At 56.8% G+C, this 25,209-nt stretch carries 25 protein-coding genes and 1 tRNA gene; 5 read left to right on the plus strand and 21 right to left on the minus strand.

Annotation, left to right across the window (positions count from 1 at the left end; all coding sequences use genetic code 11):
• The 14 genes from FJY67_05120 to FJY67_05185 all read right to left on the minus strand — a co-directional run.
• A partial coding sequence (locus tag FJY67_05120; protein ID MBM3328845.1) for a GIY-YIG nuclease family protein occupies positions 1-360 on the minus strand: 360 nt, incomplete at its 3' end.
• A gap of 1 nt (position 361) precedes the next feature.
• Entirely contained in the window at positions 362-1,240 is an 879-nt protein-coding gene (gene atpB / locus FJY67_05125; protein ID MBM3328846.1) for a F0F1 ATP synthase subunit A, read from the minus strand.
• Between the two features lie 157 nt (positions 1,241-1,397).
• Positions 1,398-1,766 (minus strand): hypothetical protein, encoded by a 369-nt coding sequence (locus FJY67_05130; GenBank protein ID MBM3328847.1) that lies wholly within the window; start codon positions 1,764-1,766, stop codon positions 1,398-1,400.
• The gene (locus tag FJY67_05135; protein ID MBM3328848.1) at positions 1,756-2,004 is read right to left on the minus strand and encodes an AtpZ/AtpI family protein; all 249 of its coding nucleotides are present in this window, start codon (positions 2,002-2,004) and stop codon (positions 1,756-1,758) included. Before FJY67_05135 ends, FJY67_05130 begins: the two co-directional genes overlap by 11 nt.
• Positions 2,005-2,082: 78 nt before the next feature.
• Positions 2,083-2,634 (minus strand): polymer-forming cytoskeletal protein, encoded by a 552-nt coding sequence (locus tag FJY67_05140; protein MBM3328849.1) that lies wholly within the window; start codon positions 2,632-2,634, stop codon positions 2,083-2,085.
• Positions 2,532-2,768 carry a hypothetical protein gene (locus FJY67_05145; protein ID MBM3328850.1) on the minus strand — a complete coding sequence of 79 codons (237 nt, stop codon included), beginning with the start codon at positions 2,766-2,768 and terminating at the stop codon, positions 2,532-2,534. The genes FJY67_05140 and FJY67_05145 overlap by 103 nt, the downstream gene beginning before the upstream one ends.
• Complete coding sequence (locus FJY67_05150; GenBank protein MBM3328851.1) at positions 2,765-3,088, minus strand: hypothetical protein; 324 nt, start codon at positions 3,086-3,088, stop codon at positions 2,765-2,767. The genes FJY67_05145 and FJY67_05150 overlap by 4 nt, the downstream gene beginning before the upstream one ends.
• Before the next feature lie 4 nt (positions 3,089-3,092).
• On the minus strand, positions 3,093-3,860 hold the full coding sequence (locus tag FJY67_05155) for a hypothetical protein (protein ID MBM3328852.1): 768 nt from the start codon (positions 3,858-3,860) through the stop codon (positions 3,093-3,095).
• Positions 3,809-4,630: a hypothetical protein gene (locus FJY67_05160; GenBank protein ID MBM3328853.1), complete on the minus strand. Its 822-nt coding sequence runs from the start codon at positions 4,628-4,630 to the stop codon at positions 3,809-3,811. Before FJY67_05160 ends, FJY67_05155 begins: the two co-directional genes overlap by 52 nt.
• Before the next feature lie 75 nt (positions 4,631-4,705).
• Complete coding sequence (rlmB, locus tag FJY67_05165; protein MBM3328854.1) at positions 4,706-5,473, minus strand: 23S rRNA (guanosine(2251)-2'-O)-methyltransferase RlmB; 768 nt, start codon at positions 5,471-5,473, stop codon at positions 4,706-4,708.
• 173 nt (positions 5,474-5,646) lie between these two features.
• Positions 5,647-6,972, minus strand: coding sequence for a UDP-glucose/GDP-mannose dehydrogenase family protein (locus FJY67_05170; protein MBM3328855.1), 1,326 nt, complete (start codon positions 6,970-6,972; stop codon positions 5,647-5,649).
• Positions 6,973-6,984: 12 nt separating this feature from the next.
• Positions 6,985-7,704 carry a spore coat protein gene (locus FJY67_05175; protein MBM3328856.1) on the minus strand — a complete coding sequence of 240 codons (720 nt, stop codon included), beginning with the start codon at positions 7,702-7,704 and terminating at the stop codon, positions 6,985-6,987.
• 84 nt (positions 7,705-7,788) lie between these two features.
• Positions 7,789-8,193, minus strand: a complete 405-nt coding sequence (locus FJY67_05180; GenBank protein MBM3328857.1) for a DMT family transporter — start codon at positions 8,191-8,193, stop codon at positions 7,789-7,791.
• Positions 8,194-8,409: 216 nt separating this feature from the next.
• A complete protein-coding gene (locus FJY67_05185) occupies positions 8,410-8,610 on the minus strand; it encodes a hypothetical protein (GenBank protein MBM3328858.1) in 201 nt (66 codons plus the stop codon).
• On the opposite strand from FJY67_05185, the gene FJY67_05190 reads away from it, so the two are divergent.
• Positions 8,600-10,090 (plus strand): hypothetical protein, encoded by a 1,491-nt coding sequence (locus FJY67_05190; GenBank protein MBM3328859.1) that lies wholly within the window; start codon positions 8,600-8,602, stop codon positions 10,088-10,090. The genes FJY67_05185 and FJY67_05190 overlap by 11 nt on opposite strands.
• A gap of 229 nt (positions 10,091-10,319) precedes the next feature.
• On the opposite strand, the gene FJY67_05195 is transcribed toward FJY67_05190, so the two are convergent.
• The 3 genes from FJY67_05195 to FJY67_05205 all read right to left on the minus strand — a co-directional run bounded on the left by FJY67_05195 (position 10,320) and on the right by FJY67_05205 (position 13,422).
• Positions 10,320-11,324 (minus strand): PDZ domain-containing protein, encoded by a 1,005-nt coding sequence (locus FJY67_05195; protein MBM3328860.1) that lies wholly within the window; start codon positions 11,322-11,324, stop codon positions 10,320-10,322.
• A 101-nt stretch (positions 11,325-11,425) separates the two neighbouring features.
• Positions 11,426-13,174, minus strand: a complete 1,749-nt coding sequence (locus FJY67_05200; GenBank protein ID MBM3328861.1) for a T9SS type A sorting domain-containing protein — start codon at positions 13,172-13,174, stop codon at positions 11,426-11,428.
• A gap of 174 nt (positions 13,175-13,348) precedes the next feature.
• A tRNA-Gln gene (locus tag FJY67_05205) sits at positions 13,349-13,422 on the minus strand.
• 268 nt (positions 13,423-13,690) lie between these two features.
• Here FJY67_05205 and FJY67_05210 point away from each other — a divergent pair.
• The 4 genes from FJY67_05210 to FJY67_05225 all read left to right on the plus strand — a co-directional run bounded on the left by FJY67_05210 (position 13,691) and on the right by FJY67_05225 (position 19,780).
• Positions 13,691-14,296 (plus strand): peptidylprolyl isomerase, encoded by a 606-nt coding sequence (locus tag FJY67_05210; protein MBM3328862.1) that lies wholly within the window; start codon positions 13,691-13,693, stop codon positions 14,294-14,296.
• Positions 14,293-15,957 carry a hypothetical protein gene (locus tag FJY67_05215; GenBank protein MBM3328863.1) on the plus strand — a complete coding sequence of 555 codons (1,665 nt, stop codon included), beginning with the start codon at positions 14,293-14,295 and terminating at the stop codon, positions 15,955-15,957. Before FJY67_05210 ends, FJY67_05215 begins: the two co-directional genes overlap by 4 nt.
• 640 nt (positions 15,958-16,597) lie before the next feature.
• Positions 16,598-19,129 (plus strand): T9SS type A sorting domain-containing protein, encoded by a 2,532-nt coding sequence (locus FJY67_05220; GenBank protein MBM3328864.1) that lies wholly within the window; start codon positions 16,598-16,600, stop codon positions 19,127-19,129.
• A gap of 18 nt (positions 19,130-19,147) precedes the next feature.
• Positions 19,148-19,780, plus strand: a complete 633-nt coding sequence (locus tag FJY67_05225; protein MBM3328865.1) for a hypothetical protein — start codon at positions 19,148-19,150, stop codon at positions 19,778-19,780.
• A gap of 42 nt (positions 19,781-19,822) precedes the next feature.
• On the opposite strand, the gene FJY67_05230 is transcribed toward FJY67_05225, so the two are convergent.
• From FJY67_05230 to FJY67_05245, 4 genes are all read right to left on the minus strand, one after another.
• Positions 19,823-20,626 carry a hypothetical protein gene (locus FJY67_05230; GenBank protein ID MBM3328866.1) on the minus strand — a complete coding sequence of 268 codons (804 nt, stop codon included), beginning with the start codon at positions 20,624-20,626 and terminating at the stop codon, positions 19,823-19,825.
• A complete protein-coding gene (locus FJY67_05235; protein ID MBM3328867.1) occupies positions 20,608-21,615 on the minus strand; it encodes a DNA adenine methylase in 1,008 nt (335 codons plus the stop codon). Before FJY67_05235 ends, FJY67_05230 begins: the two co-directional genes overlap by 19 nt.
• A gap of 88 nt (positions 21,616-21,703) precedes the next feature.
• A complete protein-coding gene (locus tag FJY67_05240; GenBank protein ID MBM3328868.1) occupies positions 21,704-23,116 on the minus strand; it encodes a hypothetical protein in 1,413 nt (470 codons plus the stop codon).
• 89 nt (positions 23,117-23,205) lie between these two features.
• Entirely contained in the window at positions 23,206-24,843 is a 1,638-nt protein-coding gene (locus FJY67_05245; GenBank protein MBM3328869.1) for a hypothetical protein, read from the minus strand.
• Positions 24,844-25,209 lie beyond the last annotated feature (366 nt).

Below are 25,209 nucleotides of genomic sequence, written 5' to 3' on the forward strand. Positions count from 1 at the left end.
ATCTGCTTGACTTTGAGAATCTGATGTCAAATCCTCAACCTGCAGAAGTCGAAGAATGACGATAGCCTGATCGGGTTCAATTGCGAAAAATTCCCGTTTGGGATTGTATCTATTCGGACCAAATGCGTTATGCAATGCCTTTTCTACCTCTCTGGCATTCCTAACCTTTCCCATGTAAACTATTTCAAAAGGCACAGGCACACCAGTAACGCCTGCATAAAGTTCTCTAATCCTATCTTCAGGTGGGTTACTATCAGTCCATCCAATCTTAACTAATCCGGGCATTGCAGGATTTGTCACTACATAAACGTAGCCGATCCCCTCGCCATCCGGCTCTCTACGCCTAGTTCTTGGTGCCATCTCAATGCCCCCCCTTCATGCTCATCCCCGTGAAGAGCGCGGTCAGGATGGTGAAGATGAACGCCTGCAGGTGCGCGACGAAGATTTCGAGCAGAGATATGCCCACCACCCCTGCTATCGGCAGCGGCGCCATTATGTAACTCTTCGCCATAAAGATCAGCCCGAAGAACGCCAGAATCACCGCATGCCCCGCCACCATATTCGCAAAGAGACGGATGCAAAGCGCGAACGGCTTGGCAAACATCCCGACGATCTCGATGGGGATCATGATCGGGATCACAAAGACCGGCAAGCCGTGCGGCACCAGCGCCTTGAAATGATGCACCACCCCGTTCCGCGCAATCCCCATCCCCTGAATCACCAGAAACGCCATAATCGCCAGGCCCGCAGTAACATTCACATTGCCGGTCGCCGTCCCGCCCCACGGCACCATCCCGAGCAGGTTCATCGAAAGGATGAAGAAGAAGATGGTCAGGAAGAGCGGCAGCAACTTGCGCCCGTCCGACTCGCCGAGGATCGGATAGACCACCTCGTCGCGGATGAAGAGGACATAGACCTCGAGCAGGTGCGCAAACTTCGACCGCAGCAGCCGCCCACCGCGAAACGCCAGCATCAGGCAGAGCGTCAGAATCAACCCCGCCGCCCAAATCATTATCACCGGCTTGGTGATCGAAAGGTCTATGCCGAAGAGTTGCAGGTGCCCGCTCAGTTCAATCGTCTCGAAGGGCAAATGCACATCGAGATGAAAGAACCGGCGCAGCACTTCACCAACAAAGCCGAACGGCGTCTCCAGCGTATGGAGGTCGGTCAGGTGGTGTATAATGTCAACGGTTTCGCCGTGAGCCGGCGCATGAGCGGCTCCGGCGGCAGAGGCAGACATTGAGCGGTAGTTTGACTATGATTATGAGGTGTATCAAAGTGTGTCATCCTGAACCAAGTGAAGTATCTCGCTTGGAATGCATCTCCTTCTTGACGAGATGCTTCACTGCGTTCTGCATGACAAAGCCCAAAGTTGACACTTCTATTCTGACACAGAATTAACTCTGTGCTTCTCTGTGCCCTCGGTGGTAAAAATAGCCGGCTTCCAGAATTTGCAGCGCGAACAGCACCGAAAGCGCTCCCGCAGTCGCGTCGAGCATTGGCCAGTCAAGTCGTCCAATGCCGATCCAGAGCCCGCCCGCAACGACAATCACCTTGAAAAAGAACCCCCCGACAAAAAAGCCGAAGATCCGGTTGAACTCCCCCCGCTTCATTTCGCGACTGATATAATAAAACGGCGGCGCAAAAGCAATCAGCGACAACAACATGGCATTCAGTTTGACGGCTCCCAACCCGGGCGCACCAAGACTCGCCGTCAAAGCCACTGCACCACCCAGCAGTATGATGGCATATACGCTAATTCTCATTCGATTTCTCGGCATCAGCCTTATCCTGCTCGTCCCGCAACCGGTTCAACGTCCGAACAACGTTGACGAAACCGCCGGCCATGCCGATAAAGGCACCTAATATCGCGACCAGTGGCCTGGTCCCCCATTTCCCGTCAAGCCACCAGCCGAGATAGAAGAACCCCAACGTTGAAACCGCAAGAGTAAGCCCAAGGTGAGTGTAGGCGGTCGCATTCTGCAGAGTGTCACGAAGCGGCATTGGATGCTCTCACCACAAAGAGCACCAAGACCACAAAGTTTGCTTGGTGTTCTTTGTGTTCTTTGTGGTGAATTCCCCTTATCCTTGCTCATCCTCTTCGAGCACAATCCTCTTGGGCGGATGCATCTTCGGCTGATCGCCCATTTCGCTCAGGCCGTTGAAGATCGCACCTTCGGCCACCACCAGCCGCTGCGACTTAAGGTCGCCCTGCAGGATAGCGGTCTCCTCGAGCACCACCTTGCCGCCGCAGACAACTTTGCCGATGACGCGCCCGCCGATGATAACCTCGTGCGCGACGATGTCCCCTTCGATGACGCCTTCGGGGCCGATCGTCACGGCTTCCTCCGAGGCGATTTCACCGCTCAGCCGGCCATCGACGCGCAACGACTGCTTTACCTTGAGCCGTCCGTCGAAGACGGCATCGGGCCCAATGATGGTCGAGATTTCGCCTGACCCTTTGGCCGAATAGGATTTGGCCACCAGAACTCTCCCTTGGAAGGCGGACTCATTCCGCCGGAACTTACGCTTTACTGCACCAGTGCTGCCACCAGCACCAGTGGGAACGCGAGGATATAAAGCCCAATCATTAAACCTGCTGGCAGATCGACTAGCGATGGCAGAGGAAAACAGACTCCCGCCAGCCTCACGAGGACTCCCTGGGCGCGAAACCCGTTAAGAAGCGACGGCTGCTTGCCGAATGGCATGATGCCGGAGATCAGCATTACGGCCCCGACGAAGGGCAGGATGAGGCTGCGACCGGTCATAAGGTCTTGCGACCAACCTGCTTTCGATTTTTGGAAAGTCCTTCTAAAAGTCCTTTGGGTAGGATGCTCTCCAAATACTTTTCATCGGGATTTATCCGTACTCCAAGTCCCTTGAAATACCTCGCGTGAGTTCTATGAAGATGCTCTTCGCTCTCGGCTTCAAGAATAACGATCTCACGATTGGACTCGTGAGTCCGGCTCTCCAATTCCATTTGAATACGCATATCAAGAGCAGAATTGACGTCTGAGTCCTGGAAGACTCGCTTTTCAACAATTAGACCCTTCTTGCGGTCATAGATTAGCAAGAATACCATTTTCAATCCCTTAACTTGGTTTTCGCTCAGCGGAAGCCAGTCTCTTCAAAGCGGTTTCTATCCGCTCTCTTTCTCCCAATAACTTTGCCACTAAATCAAGTTTCTTCAAGATAGCAACCAACAGACTTCGTTCTATCTCTTCTATGGAAGCGCATAGATTTGAAAGTTCTATCAAATCGCGGATCAGGCCTGCTTCACCTCCACCATACTTGATTGCTGGATCAACTCTATCAGAAAGCGCCTCAATAGTTTGTGCCCACATATCCTGCAAGACCGTCCTCAATTGGATCTCTACGAAAAGTCCATCTACCTTTGGAATGATATGCACCGCCCGATATCCATGGCTCGGCTTCTCCCGTCGATCAATCACCGCGGCATGAGGGAATGCATGCACCAACGACACAACACACTTGTCCTGCTCAAAGGATGTTCGGCACGACAATTCTGCATCCCGCAATGTCCTGCATCTGACTGAGTCGGATACTCTCACGCGCAGTTTCTCGATGATCGAGTAGTCAGTTTTGGCGCGTCTTCCTGTGGGTGAATGGCCTAGTCCCCGGATGTTATCTATCACATGCTCATAAGCCCCACCAAACGTCCTTTTGAAAGAATCGAGCAACCTGAGATCATCGTCGCTGACTCGCCCCTCTTTCAGCCTTTCCCCGAGCCGATCAATCTGGCTCTTCGTTAGTTGCTCTTTAGATGAACCAGTATGCAGTTCGTCGCTCACTCCCCCTTGAACAGCCGCTCCGGATCGACCGGAACGCCATCCTTCCAAATCTCATAGTGCAGATGCGGCGCCGACGACTTGCCCGTCGAGCCAAGCAGTGCAATCGGTTCGCCCCGTTTCACTTCGGCTTGCGCCTCCTTCAGATTCTGCTCGTTATGACCATAGAAGGTAACCCATCCGCCCGGGTGGGCCACCATAAGCGTGTTCCCGAAGTAGGTTGTCCAGCCGCTGAAAATCACCCGACCATCGCCGGACGCCACCACCGGCGCCCCGAGTTTGCCGGCGATGTCTATTCCGCGGTGGCTTCGATCCGGAAATAGCGGATCCTCAACGAACTTCTTCGATATGAAACCGGCTACCGGCCGGTGGTCCGGTTCAGAGGCCGATCGCGACGTTTCGATTGCAGACGTCTTGAGTAACGAAGCCGCTTCGGCTGAGAGATTGACCGCCCGATCCGGACTTCCCGCTGAAGCGTCATCCGTCTCTGCACCGGCCGGTGTGAGCGGCTGGCTCATGTCGATGTGCCCACCCATACCTCTCACGATACGGGCGAGAATCTGCCTCCCCTGATCGACTTCCCGTGCCACCCGGACGATGCGCCGATTCTCCTCGCGCAGCCGTTCATTCTCCGCTGCCAGACGGTCCCAGTCAAGCGCTCTCTGAATCACGCGCGAGTAGTTGACCACCGCTGCAGCGACGCCGATGATGATCACAACCAGCAGCCAGCCGGCGACCTTGAGCCAGAACGTCGGCACATGAAGTCGCCGCGGCGGTCCGCCCTCGTCCGGGACGATCAGGACGCTTAGTTTACGCGGCACCCGGCTTCCCGCCGCCAGTTCAGCATAGAACGAATATTATATGAGATCAATGCTCGGAATCCAATATCGGTGGAGTCATTTAGGCACTTGGGAGCGATTTTGCCGTCGTAACTCGGCAAGCACTATGGCAGCGGTGTTGGAGACGTTGAGCGAGCCGACCTGCCCATAGCGGGGGATGGCGATGAGGTCGTCGCAAAGGTCTTTTGTCAATCTCGACAGCCCTCCTCCTTCACTTCCAAGGACAAAGGCAATGGAACCGGTGAGGTCGGACTCCCATATAACCTTGGTGCCCGCCGGGTCGAGGCCATAGACCCAGACGTTTGACTTCTTCAATAAGTGTATCGCCTGATGCAGATTCGAGACCTCAACCGGCGGCGTCCGCAACGCTGCACCGGCGGAGGACTTCACCACCGCCGGCGTCAGTCCGGCAGCTCTCCGTCCCGGGATAACAACGCCGGCGGCTCCGAACACCTCAGCCGAACGAATCACCGCGCCAAGGTTGTGGGGATCCTCTACTCCATCCAGCATAATTAGTCCGGCTCCGGCAACTGTCGCCGGCAGCACATCCTCCAGATAACGTAATGCCGGTGGACGATAGTAAGCGACTACCCCCTGATGAACTGCACCGCCCGTCAATCGGTCGAGATCGCCGCGGGGCGCAGTTGCCAATACGACACCAGACTTTGCCGCCCACTCTTCAAGTTCAACCTTCAGTCGGTTCTCAATCGACGGTATTATGACGATCCGCTCGACTTCCAAACCGCATGTGAGCAGTTCCTGGACTGCTCTACGGCCATAAGCCAGAGCCGCTTTCGACGACCGGTGAGTTCCCCGTTTTGCGATTGCGCAACCCTCACTTCAACTTTTTTGCAAACATTGCGCGCTAATCGCTAAAGTTCTGCTTACGGGATGCCGATATCTATGGTGAAGAGACCATATGGCCGTCCCCTTGCACTTCAGCGGCCACCGCGTTACATCAATCTCTGCTTCCATCTGATGCCCGGCACTGCCGGGCATCAGGCTTTTTGTCCCGGACTATGGCTCCCCCTACCGACCCCATAGTATTCGAATCCAAGCGATGTCATCCGCTCCGGATCGTATAGATTCCGGCCGTCGAAGATTATGGGCTGCCGCATTAGCGACTGGATCCGGGCGAAGTCGGGATTGCGGAACTCGTTCCACTCGGTGGCGATGATAAGCGCATCAGCGCCTTTCAGCGCAGCGTATGCATTGTCTGCATAGATAACAGCATTCCCCAGAACCCGTCGTGCCGTGCCCATTGCTTCGGGATCGAATGCAGTAACAATGGCGCCTGTTGTGAGCAGGCTTCGGGCTACCTCGATTGCCGGCGACTCCCGAACGTCATCCGTGCGAGCCTTGAAGGCCAGTCCCCATTGTGCCACCTTAATACCACTCAAGTTGCCGCCAAACCGAGTCTTTATTTTTCCTACCAGTGATTGCTTCTGAAACTCGTTCGATCGGATAGTTGCTTCCGATATGAGAAGCGGACTATCGTGCCTCTCTGCAGTGTGGACCAGCGCCCGAAGGTCTTTGGGAAAGCATGAGCCGCCGAATCCAAGACTGGGAAAGAGAAAGTGACGACCTATCCGCTCATCCGAACCGATGCCGTTTCGGACCTCTTCGACATCCGCTCCTACGACATCGCAGAGTCGGGAAATCTCATTGATGAAGGCGACCTTGGTAGCCAGAAATGCATTGGCGGCATACTTCGTGAGTTCAGCCGACTCAACCTTCATAACGATGATTCGGTCGCTGATGCGCATAAAGGAGGAGTAAAGCGATGTCATCACCTCGATAGCCCTTGGACTATCCGAACCGATCACCACCCGGTCAGGCTTCATAAAGTCGTCCACCGCAGCTCCTTCCTTCAGGAACTCGGGATTGGAAACGACATCGAAGGGTGCACTCGACAGTGATGCAATCAACTCCCGGACCTGTCGCGCCGTTCCCACTGGAACCGTCGATTTGTTGACGATGACCTTGTAGGATTCGATTCCGTCTGCAGCCACCTTCGCCGCCGACAACAGATGCGACAGGTCTGCAGCGCCATCTTCACTCATCGGAGTCGGCAGGGCGAAAAAGACGACATCGCTCGACCGCACTGCCGCAACAGTGTCCGTGGTGAATGAAAGTCTCCCGGCGGCCAGATTGTGCCGGACGAGTGGTTCCAGCCCCGGCTCGTAGATATGCACGGAGCCGGCGCTTAGACGTTCAACCAGCCCCGGATCTATATCGACGCCGATGACATCGTTGCCATTTTCTGCTAAACAGGCTGCGGTTACGAGTCCTACATAGCCTGTCCCAATAACTGCAACCTTCAATCTGATAGTTCCTTAAACTGATGATTGGACGGCAGCAAGTTCGTCTGCCCGGCGCAGCGATTCAAACGTCCCGGCATCGGTCCACCAGCCCCTTAGGAAACTGCAGGTCATCCTACCACGCTCGATATAGGCATTATTGACGTCGGTGATCTCAAGTTCGCCGCGTCTTGAGGGCTTCAACGTCTGGATGATTTCAAAGACCTGCCCGTCGTAAAAGTAGATACCGGTTACAGCCCAATTGGTGCGCGGATCGGAAGGCTTTTCGACGATTCCGGTGACCCGGCTGCCGTCAAAGTCCGCCACCCCGAAGCGATGCGGATCCGGGACTTCCTTCAGAACAACCCGGGCACCCTCTCCTTGTCCATTGTATTCCTGCACCATTTCCACCAGAGAGTCCTCGAAGATGTTGTCTCCTAAGATGACCACCATCGAGTCACCATGGACGAAGTTCTCGGCGAGTCCAAGCGCCTGGGCGATACCCCCGGCTTGATCCTGAACCTTATAGGTGAACCTGCAATTGAAGTCGCGGCCGCTGCCCAGGAGCCCGACGACATCGCCCATATGCTCGACGCCGGTTACGATGAGGATCTCCTCGATGCCGGCTTCGACCAGTTTCTCTATGGGATGGTAGATCATCGGCTTTCCCCCGACCGGCAACAAATGCTTGTTGGTCACCTTGGTCAGCGGATAAAGCCGGCTGCCGGTCCCACCGGCAAGGACAATACCTTTCATATCGACTCCCTCAACAATAATGAACGACACCGACGCACACCTGCACATGACCTAAAGGTCGGCCGCTGGCCGGCTAAGCCGGTCTTAATCACCTGCTATCAGAATAATCGCCGCTACCGCGCAGACGATACCCAGGACTCGCCGCAAAGTCACCGGCTCACCCCAGACCAGCACCGCGAAGAGCGCCACGCCGACCACATATAGCGACGTGAGGGGAACGATGATACTGACCGGACCTTTGGAAAGGGCGATGTAAAACAGTATTGCCCCTAACGCGCCAAAGCCACCGGCCAAAAGCCCCGCCAAGTCCCCACTCGACGGACGAACCTTGAACGCCGACGGCATTATCATTGCCATCGCAGCAAGACCGGCCACGCAGGTCAGAACCTCAAGGCGCGCCCAATCGACTCGCGACAATGCAAACTTGACCGCCAGCCCCCAGGCGGTCCAAGCCAGCGTCGCCAGTAATGCCCAATACTTCCAACTCACGAATAATCATTGGTTGATGATATGTGATCAAATCTGCCGGTTACGACCCGTGAAAGCGGTAACCTTATAAAACTTAACTCCTCGATTAAGGCTCCTGCAAGCCTGCAGGCAGGCACAGGACTTCGGGAGCCTGCAAAGTGGCTTGACGAATCATATATGGCCCCCCTAGTGAGTCCCCCACAAACTGGGAGACGGAACAGGATGTAACCTCACCCATCAATTACTGGCAGCGACTGCTACCGAACCGAGCGCTGCGACCGATTCCCGGACATTTCCGGTAGGATTTTGACACCGGCACTTGTCTATAGCCGATGCCTTGCGTATATTGCGTAGGTGGCAGTTTTCACCTCCGACTTCCTTCCCGCTGCTGCCTGCCTTGTTTACCGGAACCACACCTAATGGAAGGTTGAACCCCACTACCCGACATAGTTCCCGCCTGCGAACCATCGCGGGGCTGTTGCTCCTGCTTCCGGTCGCGTTGCAGCATTCTTTGATCGACCTTGGCGATGGCCCCGAGCCACCGGTCGATATGAATCAAACCAGCGCCGGTGTCGCTTCGGGTCGCGCGACTCCCGACGGACGTCCTATGATCTGGAAGAACCGCGATCGCGGCGGCGGCGAGCCGATGGAGTTCCGCTACTGGGATCAGGGACCCATTCCATTCATCGGTTATACCAGCAATAACAATCTGCTCGAGTGTTACGGCGGAGTTAATGCCGCCGGCTTCGCCGTTGCCAATACCGACGGCCACAACTTTGACAACGGCCCTCACAACGACGGTCGGGTGATGTGGGACGCACTGTCGAAGTGCCGGACGATCGACGACTTTCAAGCGCTTCTCGATTCCGCGGATCAAGTCGATGTCAACGGGCGCTACGGATACAACTATCAGGTGCTCGACGCCTATGGAGGTTGCGCCAACATAGAAGCGGCCCGGTTCGGGCATACCCGGTTCGACGCCGCCGACGCCCCCGAGGGCTTTCTGGTGCGGGCGAACTTCGCCTACACCGGCAACATGAATCTGAATGACGGCACCAATGGCATTCATCGTCATAATCGCTCGGCAATACTCTTCCGGCGCGCTGTCGAAGAAGGCCGCCTAACGCCGCAATACATCCTTCAGACAGTCGCGCGCGACATTTCGAGCATCGACATCGACCCCTACCCGCTTCCCTTGCGCGGCTATTTTGCCGATTATCCGTATGGCTCGGTGCCTAACTTCGCTTCGATCTGCCGCTCGACAACGAGTGCAACCCTGGTTGTTCAGGGCGTTCCCAATGGCGGGCGACCGGACGACTGCGTTACCTGGGCTATGATCGGCGCCCCGCTCGGCGGCATCACGACTCCGCTATGGGTTCGAGCCGGCAGCGTCCCGGTAGAATACGACGGCCCGGCCGGAAGCCGGCTCAACACCCGCATTATCGCCCTGCGCAACTATGCCTATAACAACGTCGGCGCGGTCGATACCTGGAAACTGACCAATCCCTCCCGCACCGGGCTGTGGGATTTCATTGTTCCGCTCGAAAACTGGATGTTTGCCAAGACCGAGCGGTTTCTCGCCTCGCCGAACTTCAGTTATGACCGCCTGAGAGCGTTCCAGGACGAAACGGCGCAGCAGATCGCCGACTCGATCCAAACCTGGAAGCCGACCTACGCCGTAACCGAAGTGAGCGTTTCGATTTTCCTGCCGCATCACATTATGCTGCGTTGGGGACAGATTGCTCCCGAACAGATCGGTGGACGCGACAACCCGTCTGGCTATGCGGTCTATCGCTCAGCCGAGCCTTTCCGCGAAGGCATGGGCGGCGAACTGATCGGCGAGACCTCTCAAACCTTCTTTGAGGATCGCTCGGCACCCCTTGGCGGATCCTATTACCGGGTGGAACTGGTGTTCTGAGATGCTCGAGTGCGGGTGATAGATTCTACTTTTACAAAAGAGTATCAATAAGGCCAGGCAGAGGGATGGAGGCTCGTAGTTAATGAGCACACGTATCTATCGAATAAACATTAACCAAGCCCTTTTCGGTTCAGGCAGAATGCCGAGCCGCAGGCAGGTAGCCAAGTAGCATAGAACACAAGAGGGCGGGCCAAGACCCGCCCTCCTGGGCTGTTCAACCAGATCCCGACTAACTCTTTGTCTTGTCGGGCGCCTTCTTCTGCTCGATCTCCTTCTTCAGTTCGCGCATCTCTTCCTTAAGACGCTCAATTTCCTTGTGAATGTCCTCCCGGGCATCGCCAAGCGCTACCTTGGCCTTGACCAAGGCTTCCCGAACGATCTCGCGGATCTGCTCCTCGTCGATGATCTCGCCGTTGCGCTCGATCCGGATGCGCCGTTCCTGAGGACTCGTCATCCCCATCATCCGCATCTCCTTCCGCTCGCCGAGTTCGACCTCGGCGGACACTTTCTTCCCTTTGCGGATGTAATCGATCTTCACCTGCTCACCCGGTTTGCCGGAACGAATGGCCTGAACGAGCGCCTCCTGCGATTCGGTCGCCCTGCCGCCCAACTTGACGATCACGTCGCCCGACTTGAGACCCGCCTTCTTAGCCGGGGAGTCATTGACCACCTCCTCGACCAGGGCGCCCTTATCTACGCTAAAGTAATCCCTGGCAATGTCGCCCTCGATGGTGCGCGATGTGACTCCCAGAAACGGCACGGCGGTCTCTTCATGCTGCCAATTGAAGTCCAGGTCTAAGTCATGCCACGACATCGAGGACGGGCGTTCGGCGAGGGTTACGTCGATGCTCTTCTCGGCCCCTTTGCGCCAGACGACAACCGCGACCTTGTCGCCGGGGGTGCAGTTGCGGATACGGTCGCGAAAGTCCGACACTGACGAAACGGACTCGCCACCCACCTTCAAAATGATGTCGCCTTCATCTATGCCGGCTTTGTCGGCTGGTCCCTCCTCGACGACATCCTCCACAAGAATGCCATCTCCCTTGAAATCAAGTGCTTCGCGGTCGTCGGCATCGAGCGCTTCAGGAAAGATGCCGACGTAAGCGCCCTTTGCGTCATCGCCAGAGGTGACGACGACGACCTTCTTCTCCTCCTTGGCAGAAGAGGGCATCGCCCCACTCAAGACCAGCGCAACCGGGAGAAAAAGTGCGGAAAGAAATTTGGACAGGTGCATGGAAAACTCCAGTTTGATACCGAATTAGGCTTTGGAGATTGCACCCCTAACCGGGCTTTAGGTTCCCGGCTCTTTACCGCTGTGCAGAGGCAGGCGAGTGCCTACTTAATAAGGAACACCTTCATCGTCTTCGCTTCGTATGCGGTCGTGAGTCTGACGAAATAGACTCCGTTCACCAGACCTTCGCCGTCCCACTCGACAGCATGCTCCCCTGCTGGACTTGTGCCGGCTTCGATCAGTTGCAATTCCCGACCGGAAGGATCGTGAAGCGCAAGTCGGTAAGGCGTCGCCCGGTCCAACCGATAGGCAATGCGGGTCCGCGCATTGAAGGGATTAGGCCAGGCTGATATGAGAGTCATCTCGGTCGGGTTAAAACCGGCTTCGCGCCCCACTTCGAGCGTCCCCGTGAGGCAGGCTTCCGACGAGTAGCAGCCATTCCCCTCCTGCCATATCGGTCGAACAACCCGCTCCATCTGCCCGTCATAGATGCGGATAGTGAGTTGCTCGCCATCGCGTGCGCCGTCTATCGCCTCGGTCGTCGGATCATCCCCCCAAACAGCCAGACCGAGTGCAGAGTTCTCTGCACAATCATCAGAATGGCGATGCACCGCCGATCCCACCGCCAGCCCGGCTTCGGTAAAAACACCGGCTTCCCAATCCACATCCTGCACTCTGCACTCCACATTCAGGAGCAGGCTCATATTCGATCCGGTCGGAGCAATCTCCGGAAAATGCTGCACCGGCGCAGAGACTTCCATTGACTCCGGAAATCTGTCATCAATGGCCATCAAGCCTTGTCCAAAATTCCAGACCAGCGTGTCGGCAACAGCCATCTTCACCTGATAGCCCTTGCCGCGGCGTAAATTGCCCATGTTGGAAAAGTTCTGCGCCCGGTTGTAGAAATTGCCTCGCTCGTCCTTCGCGAAAATGATGTTTTCGCCCAGATTGCTAAACGCCGTTGGTGCAGCGACCTGCTGCTCCGGGAAGTAAGCGACGAAGTTCCAACCCTGCCGAAGCGGAATGGGGTGATCGGGCGGCACCGGATCGCTTATCACAAGCAGCGTATCGGGATCCGAGAGTTTAACCATATAGCCCTGCCGGACGTCGTAACCGGCGATGCTGTTGAACAGGCCCGGCACATAGAATCGCCCGGACTGGTCCTTGACGATCAACAAGTGCTCCCGGTTGACAATCTCCCGGAAGACGGTCGGGATGTCAGGATTGGGCGGCGGGCAAATGGTGGACATGATGTTCCACCCGGCGGCAAGCGGCGTGGCAAACCTGTCGAGCGGCGGCGGCTCCTGCCCGATTGAAGCCGACGATGCGTAAATTCGGTCACCGGTCGTACTGTTGTTGTTGTTGGCGGCATTGCCGGCAAACCAAAACGTAACCGGCCCGAGGTTGTCGCCGTTGGGAGCAGTCCAGTCGAATTCCCATTGCGCCGCGCCACCCTGACCGCGGAACGTGCCGTTGATGTTGTGCTTCAAATACTGTGGGCTGTTGCCGAATCCGCTCACCTGAGTGATGTTGTTGACCGTGGTCAGCGCCCCGAAACGGGCGTTCTGGCTGTTCAGCGAGGTCAGTTCGAAGCCCCACCGGCTGGCGCCCGGATCGCTGAGGCGGACGGTGATCCGGTACCGCTGGCCCGAACGGTAGCGCTCCGGGGCGTTGAGCAACTCAAGCCGCCCCTGGCCGCTGTTGAGCGCAAAAGTGTTATGGCATTGAACGCAGGTGTTCCGGGCCGGTGGATTTCCGGCTACACCATCGGGTGGGTTGTCGGGATAGGCTGCCGCTTGCGAAACGGGGTAGATGAGCAAGGCTGCCAACAGAAGTTCTATTTTCAATCGCATTGGAAGATTCCGGTGTGGTTGTATTACTTTATACCTGAAGCGAGGGTGTCATCCCTCCTATCCTATATCCGCTCTCTATCCCCAAGATATACGAGCGAACTCACATTAGAATGGTAATCCCCCGGTCGCCGGCGCTCCAAAAACAACCTGTCCGCACCGGTCGGGTGCGGACATTGGCTGGGAGACAGGGATTCGAACCCCGATTCCATGGTCCAGAGCCATGTGTCCTGCCGTTGGACGATCTCCCAAGTGAGTCTCAAATATAGTGCCCGGCGCACCCACAGGCAAGCCGCTGACTGCCCCGGTTCGCCGGAGTCCAAAATTGGCTTGGAGTGATCCGTCAGCGGGCGCTATATTAAGAGAGTGAGCATTAGGGTATAACCACCAACCGGAGCATCATCTTTGAAGGCTGCTATTGGCATCGTCACCATCTTCATACTAACCACCGCCGGCTGCGGTCGCAACCCCGATCCGGCAAACAGTCCGGCCGGAACGCCGGTCACCAGGACCAGCACTATGTCTGATGAACGTCCCATCCCGACAGAAGCGAAGCCTGCTGCAGAGAGGAAAGCCGAACTAACCGCCCCCACCATCGAGGAGGTCGGCGACACCTCCGAGGTCGCGGTCATCTCGACGGCCAAGGGCGATTTCACCGTCGAGTTCTTCCCTGCCGTTGCGCCTCTGCACGTAGCCAACTTCAAGAAACTGGCTCGCGCCGGTTTCTATGACGGGACGACCTTCCACCGCGTCCTGCCCGGGTTCGTCATTCAAGGCGGGGATCCCAACACCAAAGACTCCGATCCCAACAACGATGGAATGGGCGGACCACCCTGGAAAGTGAAAGCCGAGTTTAACGATATTCTGCATGAAAAGGGCATCCTCTCGATGGCCCGCAGCCAGGATATCAACTCCGCCGGCAGCCAGTTCTTCGTCTGTCTCGGTCGAACGCCCCACCTTGACAACAAATACACGGTATTCGGTAAGGTGATCCGCGGGATCGAGACCGTCGATGCGATCGGCGCGATGAAGCGCGACCCCTCGAATCCTCACGACCGGACTCTCCCGGCGGTCATTATCCGGTCGGTGAAAGTAGTGTCGCGATCGGCACTGCCCCAAGGGTGAACCGGTTTGCAGCCGCGCTGATGTTGACGCTCCTTGGGGGGGTCAACGCTGCGTCTGCCCGCGAGACCGGTGCAACCGGCCGGCACTGGCTCTTTCTGGACGACGATCCTATTCCGGCCGGTCAACTGGACCGGCAACTCGACTCCCTGGCTCGGACACTAACACCCCGGGCGCTCGCCCGACGGGTTAAGTCTATCGCCCGAACTCCGCCGGTCAGGGCTTGCGATTTAGGACCTTCGCAGGAACGACTTCGAGATATCGATGCGACCGGCTGCCGGATCATCGTTGTGGCGCGCTATCTGAATGCGGTGTCGGTTGGCGGTCCTTCCGAAGCCCTCCACTGCGCTGCCCGGCTCTCCTTTGTCCGCACCTCGCGTCCGGTTCGTAGCCTGCTCCGGGAAGTGGAACTGCCTCCCACTCCGTCTGAAGTAACGATCTCTACCTACTACATTCCGCAATTCGCTGAGTATGGCCGCTCCTGGACACCGCTCTCGATGGTGAACATCCCGGAGGTTCATAACGAAGGACTACGCGGCCGAGGCATCCTTATAGGGGTGCAGGATACCGGTTTCGACCGGCTCCGACACCGCGCCTTCCGGGACCTGAACGTCGCTGCCGCGTGGGACTTCGTCAACAACGACGCCAACGTTGGCGATGAGGACGATGCAGGCTCCGGCCGGCACGGGACGCGGACGCTCTCACTTCTCGCCGGGAACGACCGCGGCTCGTTCATCGGTGCGGCACCGGAAGCAACCTATGTCCTGACCAAAACCGAGAACACCGACTCCGAACGCCCCATCGAGGAAGACTATTGGGTTGCCGGGCTCTGGTTCTGCGACTCCCTCGGCGTGGATGTGATCTCATCCTCGCTCACCTACCGCGACTGGTATCAGTATGCCGACTTCGACGGCGAGACGGCGGTAACGACACGAGCCGCCGACTCGGCGGCCGCCGCCGGCATCGTCATCGTCAACTCAATCGGGAACACCGGCGGTCGGGTCTGGCCCGGCAACAAGATGGGCGCTCCTGCCGACGGACGGCTGGTGCTCACCATCGGAGGCACCAACCGTGACTCGACCTGGTGGGCGTCGGCGTCGCAAGGGCCTACCTACGACGGCCGGATCAAACCTGACCTTGCGACCCTCTCCCAGTCGGTTCCGGTTGCGGCAAGTTACGACGATTCCTCCTACACCGCTTCGAACGGCACATCATTCGCGACGCCGGTTGTGGCAGGAATCGTGGCCTTGATGTTCCAGGCTAATCCCGAACTGACCGTCGATCAGGTCTTCGACATCGTCCGCCGGACGGCACATCAGGCGCATCGTCCCGACACCCTCACCGGCTGGGGAGTGCCCGATGCCCTTGCTGCAGTTCGCATGGCCCGTCAACTCAGCGCTCCGGTTACGCCGGGCTGGGAGGTTCCGGCGGAGCCGTTTCTAACCGCCTTCCCCAATCCCTTCAACGGTTTCCTCACCGTTCGTTTGCGCCAGCCATTGCCGGGAGAGTTTAAGGTCTTCGATGCTGCCGGTCGGATCGTTCGGCCCTTGACCTATGGCGATCGTCAGACGATAAGGCTTGACTTTTCGATGCTTCCAGCCGGGACCTACCATCTCCTGCCGCGCCCCGATGGCACGGCGGCTCGGGTCAGGCTGCTCAAATAACGACCTACGCTCCCGCCTTTCAACTAACCCGAGACGCCGTCAACCTCTTTGTACTGCGAACTAATCATTCCCGGTTCGTCACTTTGAAGTCTGCCAGCCGCTATGGACTATGATGATCCCTTGTTCGAGCGTAGTATATATCAGGAAACCGACGGCTGATCCTCTTGTTGACTATAGCGCACGGATGGCAGCACGATGCCACTTTGGGATCTATGCGATAGCCTGGCCGCCAGCCCTTGCGAACTGCTCTACAGGTTGACGGGACGTGTTCCAAGAATCTATATTGATTGAATTACCAGATAAGAATTATAGGGAACTTGGAGTAATAGGTATGTCGTTCCCGCGCAGGCATGACGACATTACTTAATGTCGCTGTCCTTTTCAAGTAGATACTATCTCAAGATGTTATTACTGGGGGCAGTTTACAGTTGCCTTTTCCGGGAGTGGGTATTCGCGTAGGGTCGGATTCCGATCCGACCATTCTATTGGGCGATTTGGAAATCGCCCCTACGCGAGCAACTATAAGTTGCCCCAGTTGATAAAAGAACCTCTCCAGTTTTAGCGAATTGATGTGAGGTTCTTGGGGCGCCTTCACCTCAACCTCAACTACATATTTGCGAATTACTTAACCCCTCGATCAATGATTTTCATTTCCGTAGTCGCAGCCTTCCTGTTTACAGCAGTCAGCCTTTGGGCGCACCTTCCCGAGGAGTACTCCCAGGACTGCAACGCCCCCATCCTCTACGGCGGCTTCTATGACCCTCCCGGCATCTCCCGCGCGGACGACCCGGTTTATCACAATAACGACCGCATCTTGCGCCGACTGCTGGCGCTGCGCGACTCGATGGCCGTCGTCAATCCGAACTGGTTCCGGTTCGACTCGATCGGCGTCAGCCTCGAAGGCCGCCCGATCTGGTGCGTCCGGATCGGAAACAACGTCAACGACTCGCTCTCGGAAAAGCCCGCCGTCCTCCTGGTCGGACAGGTGCATGCTGAGGAGATTCTCGGCGTCGAGTACGTGATGCGCATGATCCCGGCTGTCATCGGCAACCGCAACTGGCGCCAGAACGTCGATACTTATATCGTCCCGACGACCAATCCCGACGGTTTGCACATCGTCTATACGCTCGACTACACCTACCGCAAGAACACCCGCGACAACATCGGCGACGGCCGGTTTCGCTACAAGTTGGGCTGGGGTCAGGATACCTCGGGCGTCGATTTGAACCGCAACTATCCGCTCTTCTGGCAACTCGGGACCGCGCTCCTGGTGAGCGGCGACAATGAGTTCTTCGACTACTACCGGGGGCCCGGTCCGGCCAGCGAGCCGGAGACGAAACTCCTCATCGCTCTCGTCGATCGCATCCGGCCGCTCTATTCCTGCGTTATCCACTCCTCGCGCACCGGCAATGTAGCGCAGCAGGTGATCTACCCCTGGTCTTACGCCCCGCGCGATCTGGTGGATAAGAAGACCTCCCCCGACATCCTCGCCTTCGACGCGCTCGGCAGCGAAATCGCCCTCCGTTGTAAGCGTTACGCCGAGCCGATCAAGACCTACGAGCCGGTACGGATCGTTCTGCCGCGCGGTGACAGCGAATCCTATTTCTACTGGAAATATGGCGCTTTCGCCTTCCGCATCGAGATCGGCGCCGCCGGGGAGGCTATGCAGCCAGATTCGGCCGGGGTCTATTCAGTTCTTTCGGACGTCCGGTTGGGAATCGAGTACTTCCTCAACTCAGCAGCCAACGTCGCATCCGACGGGCAGGGTCCGATCATCCGCAACCGGATGAACCTGAGGGTTACCGATCAGGTAACTGGCGCGCCACTCGAAGCGCGTCTCCATATTCCGTCGCTATCCCGGCCCATCTATCCCTACCGGAAGACCAATCCCGTGAACGGCCGGGCCTTTTGGCCGGTTTATGATGGCTTTATCGACACCAGCGGCCTCACCGTCCGCAAATTCGGGTATCGCCCCTTCCTGCGCCGACCCATACAAGGAAGCATCGATCGCGCCCCCATTCAGGTGCGGCTGGTGCCGCTGCCGGTGCGCAATGTCCGGCTCGAATTCACTACCGGTGGTACGCCGCTGCCTGACGGAGCGACCGCCTGGTTCGACCACCCTGATAGTTCGTGGCAGATGACGACCGCCTCCGGCCGGATCGATCTGTCGCTTCCGGAGGGCGACTATCAGGTAACTGTCGCCGGACTGCGCAGCATTGTGCCGCGTCGGACGGCCTTCACCGTGTTGTCCGACACAACCTATCACATCGGTTTATCCCCTGCCGCAATACTGCTTGACCAGTCGTTCGACGGCGGCGACGTTGTCTATATGTCGGATCACCGACTCAACACCAGCGGCCTCGACAGCCTCTCGCGCTGGGAATTGACCGAGATTGTCTATCGCACGCCACCGCGCGCCTTTACCGATACCCGCACCGGCAACACCCTGCGCAATGAAGATAGTTGGGGCGCACCCTATAACTTTTTCGATGGAGGTTTCAACCTCGCGGCCTGCTCCACTGCAGCGCTCACATACTGGCTAAACCAGGCACTCGAACCGGGCTACGACTCAATGTGGGTCGAGGTATCGACCGGCGGGCTGGCCGGGAGCGATCCAGCAGGCTGGACCTGGATTCAAGCCGCTCCGGCGCATATGGAGCAGTCGGTGCTCGATTCCATCCCGCCGCGACCCTGGAATGCCCGGTCGATACGCCTGCAAAGGTGGGGCCGTTGGAAGCAGTTCGTCGTGCCGCTCGACGCCTGGTGCGGCGAACCGGTCGTGCATTTCCGATTTCACCTTCGGAGCGACAACTACACTGAGGAGGATGGCGTTACGATCGACGACGTAGCCCTCTTCGCCTCGACCGAACGGCCGCCTGAAGTCTCAGCCGATCCTCTCCTGCCGAGGGCATTCGCTCTGGACGAGCCGTATCCCAATCCCTTCAACGGACTGACAACGATACGGGTGGCGATGCCGTCGGACGGTCTGTTTCGGGGCGCAGTCTATGACCTCCAGGGCCGGCAGGCATTCGACCTCGGCAAGCCGTCCTTTTCAGCCGGAAGCCACCTGGTGAGTCTTGATCTTGGGAGTCTCCCGGCCGGGCTTTATCTCCTCCGAGCCACCGGCCCGGATGGCCGAACCATTACCCACAAACTTGCACTGGTGAAGTGAGAGAAAGGAACCTTGTCGTTGTCTAAGGATTGGTGGACCTTGCATGGGGGGGTTCTATCGGCGATCATCATGCTTATGGTTACCGTTGCTGCCGACGCAGCCTGGCGTATCACCCCCGAAGGAGGGGCTTCAATGCCGATCGGGAAGACCGGTGACCGGTGGCAGCCCGGTTACGTAGTCGGACTGAAGTCTGAGATTTTATGTGAAGAGCAATTCACTTACGGCCTTCGGGGAGCCTTTCATCGCTGGCTGCCCGATGGGCGTGACCTGCTGCGCACCTCCGGACGGGATTTGAAAGTAGAGCGGACGAGCGGTTGGAATGTAACGGGCAGCCTGACAGCGCTTGGCATGTTCCGGCATATGATGCCGATGCACCTGCATGGAGGTATGTCTATGGAAGCCGGTTTGTCGCTTAACTATGTGCGACGATCCGACGTCTTCGCCAAGGGAGTCTGGACGCAGGGCCATACCGCGCTGGTGCGGGAGGTCAATCTCAAGCGTCAGGCGGTAGTCGCACCGGGACTGACGATAGGAATGAACCTACCCTTGGGTCGTCATGTCGCAGTTGGAATGAGAATGGAGAGAGTCTTCGACAACGACGAGACAACCTTTATGGCGTTGTCGCTGGTACTCCTGGGAGGCAAGATGTGATTCGGTCAATAGAAGTCTGTTGAAAAGCGGTGTAGAGCGAGGCTACCTGCCCCTCAGCCAGCGGCCGAAGCGTTTTGCTGCCTCGCCGTAGATTGAGACGATCTTCGACGTGGGAAGTTCGGTGGACTTTGGAATGTGCTGAAAGAGCATTTCCATCGCGCGTTTGATGGTCATGACGAAAAGTATCTGCTGATAATGATCCACACTATCACGGCGAACTTCAAGTTCCGCGACATTCTTTCCCTGATATCTAAAGAGCACCTTCTGGTCGTCGGTTTCAGCGTCTGATCTGGCTTTTGAATTTACGACTTGGAAGTTTGCAGCCATCGCCTTTACCACATCGGAGTTGAGAAATACATGGAACTTGTCTTGGTATAGGATAGACAGATAGTTAACTTCACCGCCGTTGAAAATAGATTTCATCAAGAAAGCCCTTAGAATTGCCTTCCTTTGAAATCTGTCTCTCAATTCGCGCATGGGAGTCTTGAGCCTCTCTTTGGCTGGTTCCGGGTACTTCCGATATTCCTCATAAGAAGGCGGAAATGCGTCAATGCAGTGCACCAGGAGATGTCCAATACCGTCTAATGCCATAAAGCCGTCATCATTAAGAAATCGGTTGCGGCCGTACAGAAAGATCTGCCACCGCTTGGCGCCTGACTTTACCGAGTGCGCGTCGCCAGATGGGTCGATGACATCCTTCTTGGCTTGCAAATCGTTCTGATAGTCCTTACTTAGGCCTAATTCGAGAGCAAAAAGTAAGGCATTGTCGTGTCCTTCCTGCCTTACCTGTTGCGCCCTCTCCGTTGTCATTGCTCGCCGTTTTCGCATCACTTCGGGTCTTTCCAAATGAGCAGTTCGTGGGACTCCTTGACATATTGTCCATTATTGGCTCGCACCCGATTCCCGCCGATCCGGGTTTCGCCCTGACCAAAGGTATATTGCCATCTTGGGGTAATCATCTCAAAGTCCCGATACCATTTCCGGATGGTGGTGCAGTCATTGTAAGAGAGGATGAACCCGCCGCGATGCTCCATCAATAGGTCGCGCAGAAGTCCATGCTTGAAGTTGTTGTGATGAATGGGGAAGTTCCGCTGCGGATACATGCCGCAAAACATTTTGCCGTCATCAAGATAGTAGGGCGGGTCGCAGTATAGGAAATCGTCGCGGTGGGAGGGCATTACAGTCTCAAAGGAAGACGCCTCGATCTTCATTGACGGCGCGCGAAAGAGCTGGACCTTCCGGGTGATCTTGGCATAGCGGTCGTTGTCCATATAGACCGACGAAGGCCAACTGAGGAATTGATGGCCGTAAGAGGTGCTGAAGGTAAAGAAGAAGACCGCGGCAAGTTCCAACGGATCCAGCGTCTTGCCTTCTTTCCAATGCTGGCGAAGCCGCTCCTTTTGCTGGGCAAAGGTTGCCCGGTCGGCCTTGAACCCGGTCAAACGTCGGTAGAGGGCCTCGGGCTGCGCAATCTGGATTTGCCAGTAGTTGCAGAGAATGTCGAAAATGTCATAACCGACGACCTCCAGGCCCAACTCGACCGCACATGCGACCTCGACCGATCCCCCACCGATGAAAGGCGAGACGATCCGCTTGACGTTCGCCGGGAGTCGCTCGACGATCAAGCCGACCGCAAGGCTCTTGCCTCCGGCATAGCGTAGTGGCGAGCCGAGGTAGCGTTTGTAGGGATTCTTGCCGCTGCTGGCAAGAGAGCGGAGGAACCTCTCGCGAACGCTACTGAAGGTATGATCGGGTGCCGTAGATTTATTCGGAACTTCACGACGAAGCGACCCGGTCAAGTCAAGCGGCGGCAATGTCAGTTGAAGTGACTCCATCCGAAGTGGTGAGAACGAACCAAATCCTAATATACGGATGTGCAGTTAGGAATACAATAGGCGGCGTTACGTCGTTGCCGGACCAGGGTTAGAATCGCCTTGACAGGGTCAGGCTGCCAAACCCTCCCCCATAGGTTGGACTGCGTCGAACTGCTTCCGGCTCGGGCGGCTCAGTCGAAGGTGTGGTTCGTCGCCAGACCTTGATGGGGAAAGCCTGTGCAAGTGAAGACTCCACCCGCCAGCCTGAGAATGCGAACCTGAGCGATACATGGACGATCCCCCCCAGAACCCGTTCGACATTCCAGGTGTAGTGTTGCTCATCAGCCTTGCCGAAGACCAAGTAAGCCGGCTTCCAATGCTCAGCCTTCCATTGGGGATGAACATCCAGCGCGTTTGCTCCCCAACTTATTTCCCAATCAGGCGTTATATACCGCGAGTGTCCGGCATGAAGACGATAGAGGAAGCCCGAGGTGCGGGAAATGAAGTAGCGGCGCAGTCCCAGGAGATCGACAAAACCTGAGGTAAAGGGCCAGAACTCGACGTGCCCCCTGGCTATGCCATCCCAACTTAAGCGCTCGGCTTCGACGAGAGTCATCCGCTTACGGATGCGATCCTCCCGCATCGCCGAGACAAATCCGGACCATAGATCCAGGTCTGCGCGGGTTAATTTGGCGAAGGGATACTCGCCTTTCATTCCATAGGCTTGAAGGCGCAGTCTCTCACCCCGCCCGCCGACCGCAACGCGCCACACGGCATCCCCAAACGATATCAGACCGCTAATCCCATAGCTGTTGCCCCAAGGCTCAAGTAAAGCCTCGCCTGAATCAACTCTCCTTCGCAGCCAACTCGCGCGTTTCATCGAAACTTCAACTTGGAGGAGGGCTGAATCTGGACTCGCCAAATAGCCCCGCGATTCCTCTACACTTATTACTGGTTTCACCAGCGCCGACTCTTGATGCCAAATGGCGCCCAGTTCAGAGTCGATCCGAATCTGGCGATACACCATCGCAAGCGAACCCCGGCGATGTCCGATTACGCCACCGGCAACCTGCAGTTCGGGGCCGCGACCTGATCCGGTCTGCATCCCGAAACTCAACTCTGCCTTCCCTGTATGCAGCCTCCCCATCACATGCAACCGGCGCTGATTTAAGTTCAGGCCTGAGGACTGAGCATGGCGCTTGCTCGTCAAGTCCAACCGCATCGTCCTTGTTGACTCGCCAAACCGGACCTGCCAAGGCACCGGGCGGACGCCCCATAAAGCGACCGAAGCGTCGATCCGACGCCGGAAGGAGGCGCCCTCCGACTCCATTCCACCGGGGCGATAATAGTCGCCGTAGTTTCCGCTCGCTTGCACCCCTACATTTGGCTTCAAAGTTGAATTGCTCCCGTCCGAGGATGCCATTTCGGGGAAAGAGAATGCCAACATCGGGGGTCGGACCGACTGCAGATTGCCCCCGACCCTCCACCATTCATCCTCTGATGCCAGGAGAAAGCCGATCAACGGATCTTGTCGATCCGCACGGACTAGCCCTGCCCAGCCGATCACCCAGAGGAGCAACAGTATAGGCCGGGCTTCACTTCGGGGCAGTTCTAATTCTCCCAGAGTCTGAGCAGGATTGACTTCTCCCAGTCTTCGGCGGTGATGCCGAAAGTGCGCTTAAAACGGCTGTCGGTCATTTGCGGAAACAACCCGCCGAAAGTGGGATCGGGAAACACCCACTCCTGAAAGTGGTTTGCCTGCCAAGTGATGCGCACTGCATAGCGCCACTTGTCAACCACGTCATATTCATAATAGACCTGACATTCGATTTGGCGGCGTCCAGCCTCCAGATAGCCCCAATACGACATGCTTAAATATGCCCGACGCGAATCGATAACTCTCGCCTCCCAGTAGTTCCAAGCCGCAGCCCATTCCGGGACGAAGAAGTTGGAGTAATCGGAATATGACCATTGCTCCCCGTCTTCGTAGTATGCACTGCGATACCACCTATATTCGCCGGAACTTTCAATCTGGAGCGTCGCCGGGTAGGTGGAATCTCCCCAGACATACTCCCAATCTTCTTCCGGCATCAAAGACACAGTGTAGGGCGGCAACAAGGCTTTGAAGTCTCTTATGGGGTCGTTGAAGTAAGCATAGAGGGATATTTCCACAATCTCATCTTGTCCTTGGGCATTCTCAATGGTGAATTCCTGGGACCCGGTCAGGAGGTTGCGAATCTTCGGTAGATAGGTTTTTATGGAGTCCAAGTCGCTGCGAGTGATTCCATCATAGGGATCAATCTTGATTAGATCGTTCCCTTGCGGGTCGATTTCGGTCTCCAGGAAGCGGATGCCATTGCCTACACTGTTAACGGCTTCCAGCCATTGCGCACCAGCCTTTGCCATATTTTGAGCCCCGTCGGAATGGAGCGCCATGAAGGGTGAACCGCGAGTAAATGCCGCCTGCAAAGCCTCTCCGGTGTAGGTGGCGAAGTTGAAATTATAGGCGCAGAAATTGTTCAGCAACGCCATCGACACGTTGAGGGAGGCGATAGTAGCATAGACTTCCGTCAAGTCCAACTCCACCGGATCTTCGCGAGGGTCTCCCTGCATCCTGCCTGTGACCATAAACCTGAAATCCGAATGATTGGCGACTTGCTGCAGGCGTCGGACTGCAGTCTCCATTCGGGGTAGGACGACCTGGCGAAAAACATCTTGCAGTTCGTTCACCGTGGGATCGGCGTCGGCGGCAATCTTGGGGAAGTTGCGGGTGAACTTAAGCGGGGCGCCTACTGCAAGCACGACGTGGTCGATGCGAAGTTCCGGCCTGCCAAGCGAACGCGCCGAGTAGTCGGAACCGGATACCACGAAGAAACTATCCCGCTCAAAAAAATCCTTGGCTCGGTCGAAGTAGGACTGAAGTTGCCGATCCTGTGAAATCATCACGACTTCGAGGATGCCGGCGCCGAAATTGGCAACTGGATGGCTGTCGTCCAACCTCAGCGCATCCAGATAAGCGTTGTAGGGGCGCGTCAGGTTGATGTCACCCGGCTTTTGGATGTCCGCATCGTTGATGAGAAGCATTAAGACCTCCTCCAGTATCACGTTCGCCGAGTCGCACTTGGCATTTGCGGCTTCAGGATCACGCACCGGAACGACAGTTGAGGGCTCATCCTCGCAACCGATAAAGAGCGCCAGCGAAGCAAGCGCGGCGATAAGCCACCTTGAGACGAGAACGGTTCGAAACATCGATATCCTCCAGATGTAGGGGGTAATGGAATGGGCTGTATTGTCGGTCATTTCTGCATTTGTGGGAATCTATCGCCTCATTCCGGCGACCCAGGACAAGGGTTCGGGGCGGAATCCACTCCCTTCTGGATCCCGCCCCGGTTCGAGCCCGGGTCAGGCCTTACGCCGGTATGACGCATACTTGTATGAATTGCATAGTAGTTGTGAATACAAACCTGCACCATGACTCCTTACACCCTCATCCCCTTACATCCTTACACCCTTATTCCCTATTGTCACGCGCCTGGTGACAAAGCCAAAATCCCCTCAACCCCCCCCCTTCCCCCCCCTAATCGCACTTCGAATACCCGCAACTGCGGCAGATGA

The sequence above is a fragment of the Calditrichota bacterium genome, assembly GCA_016867835.1.
GTDB lineage: Bacteria > Electryoneota > AABM5-125-24 > Hatepunaeales > Hatepunaeaceae > VGIQ01.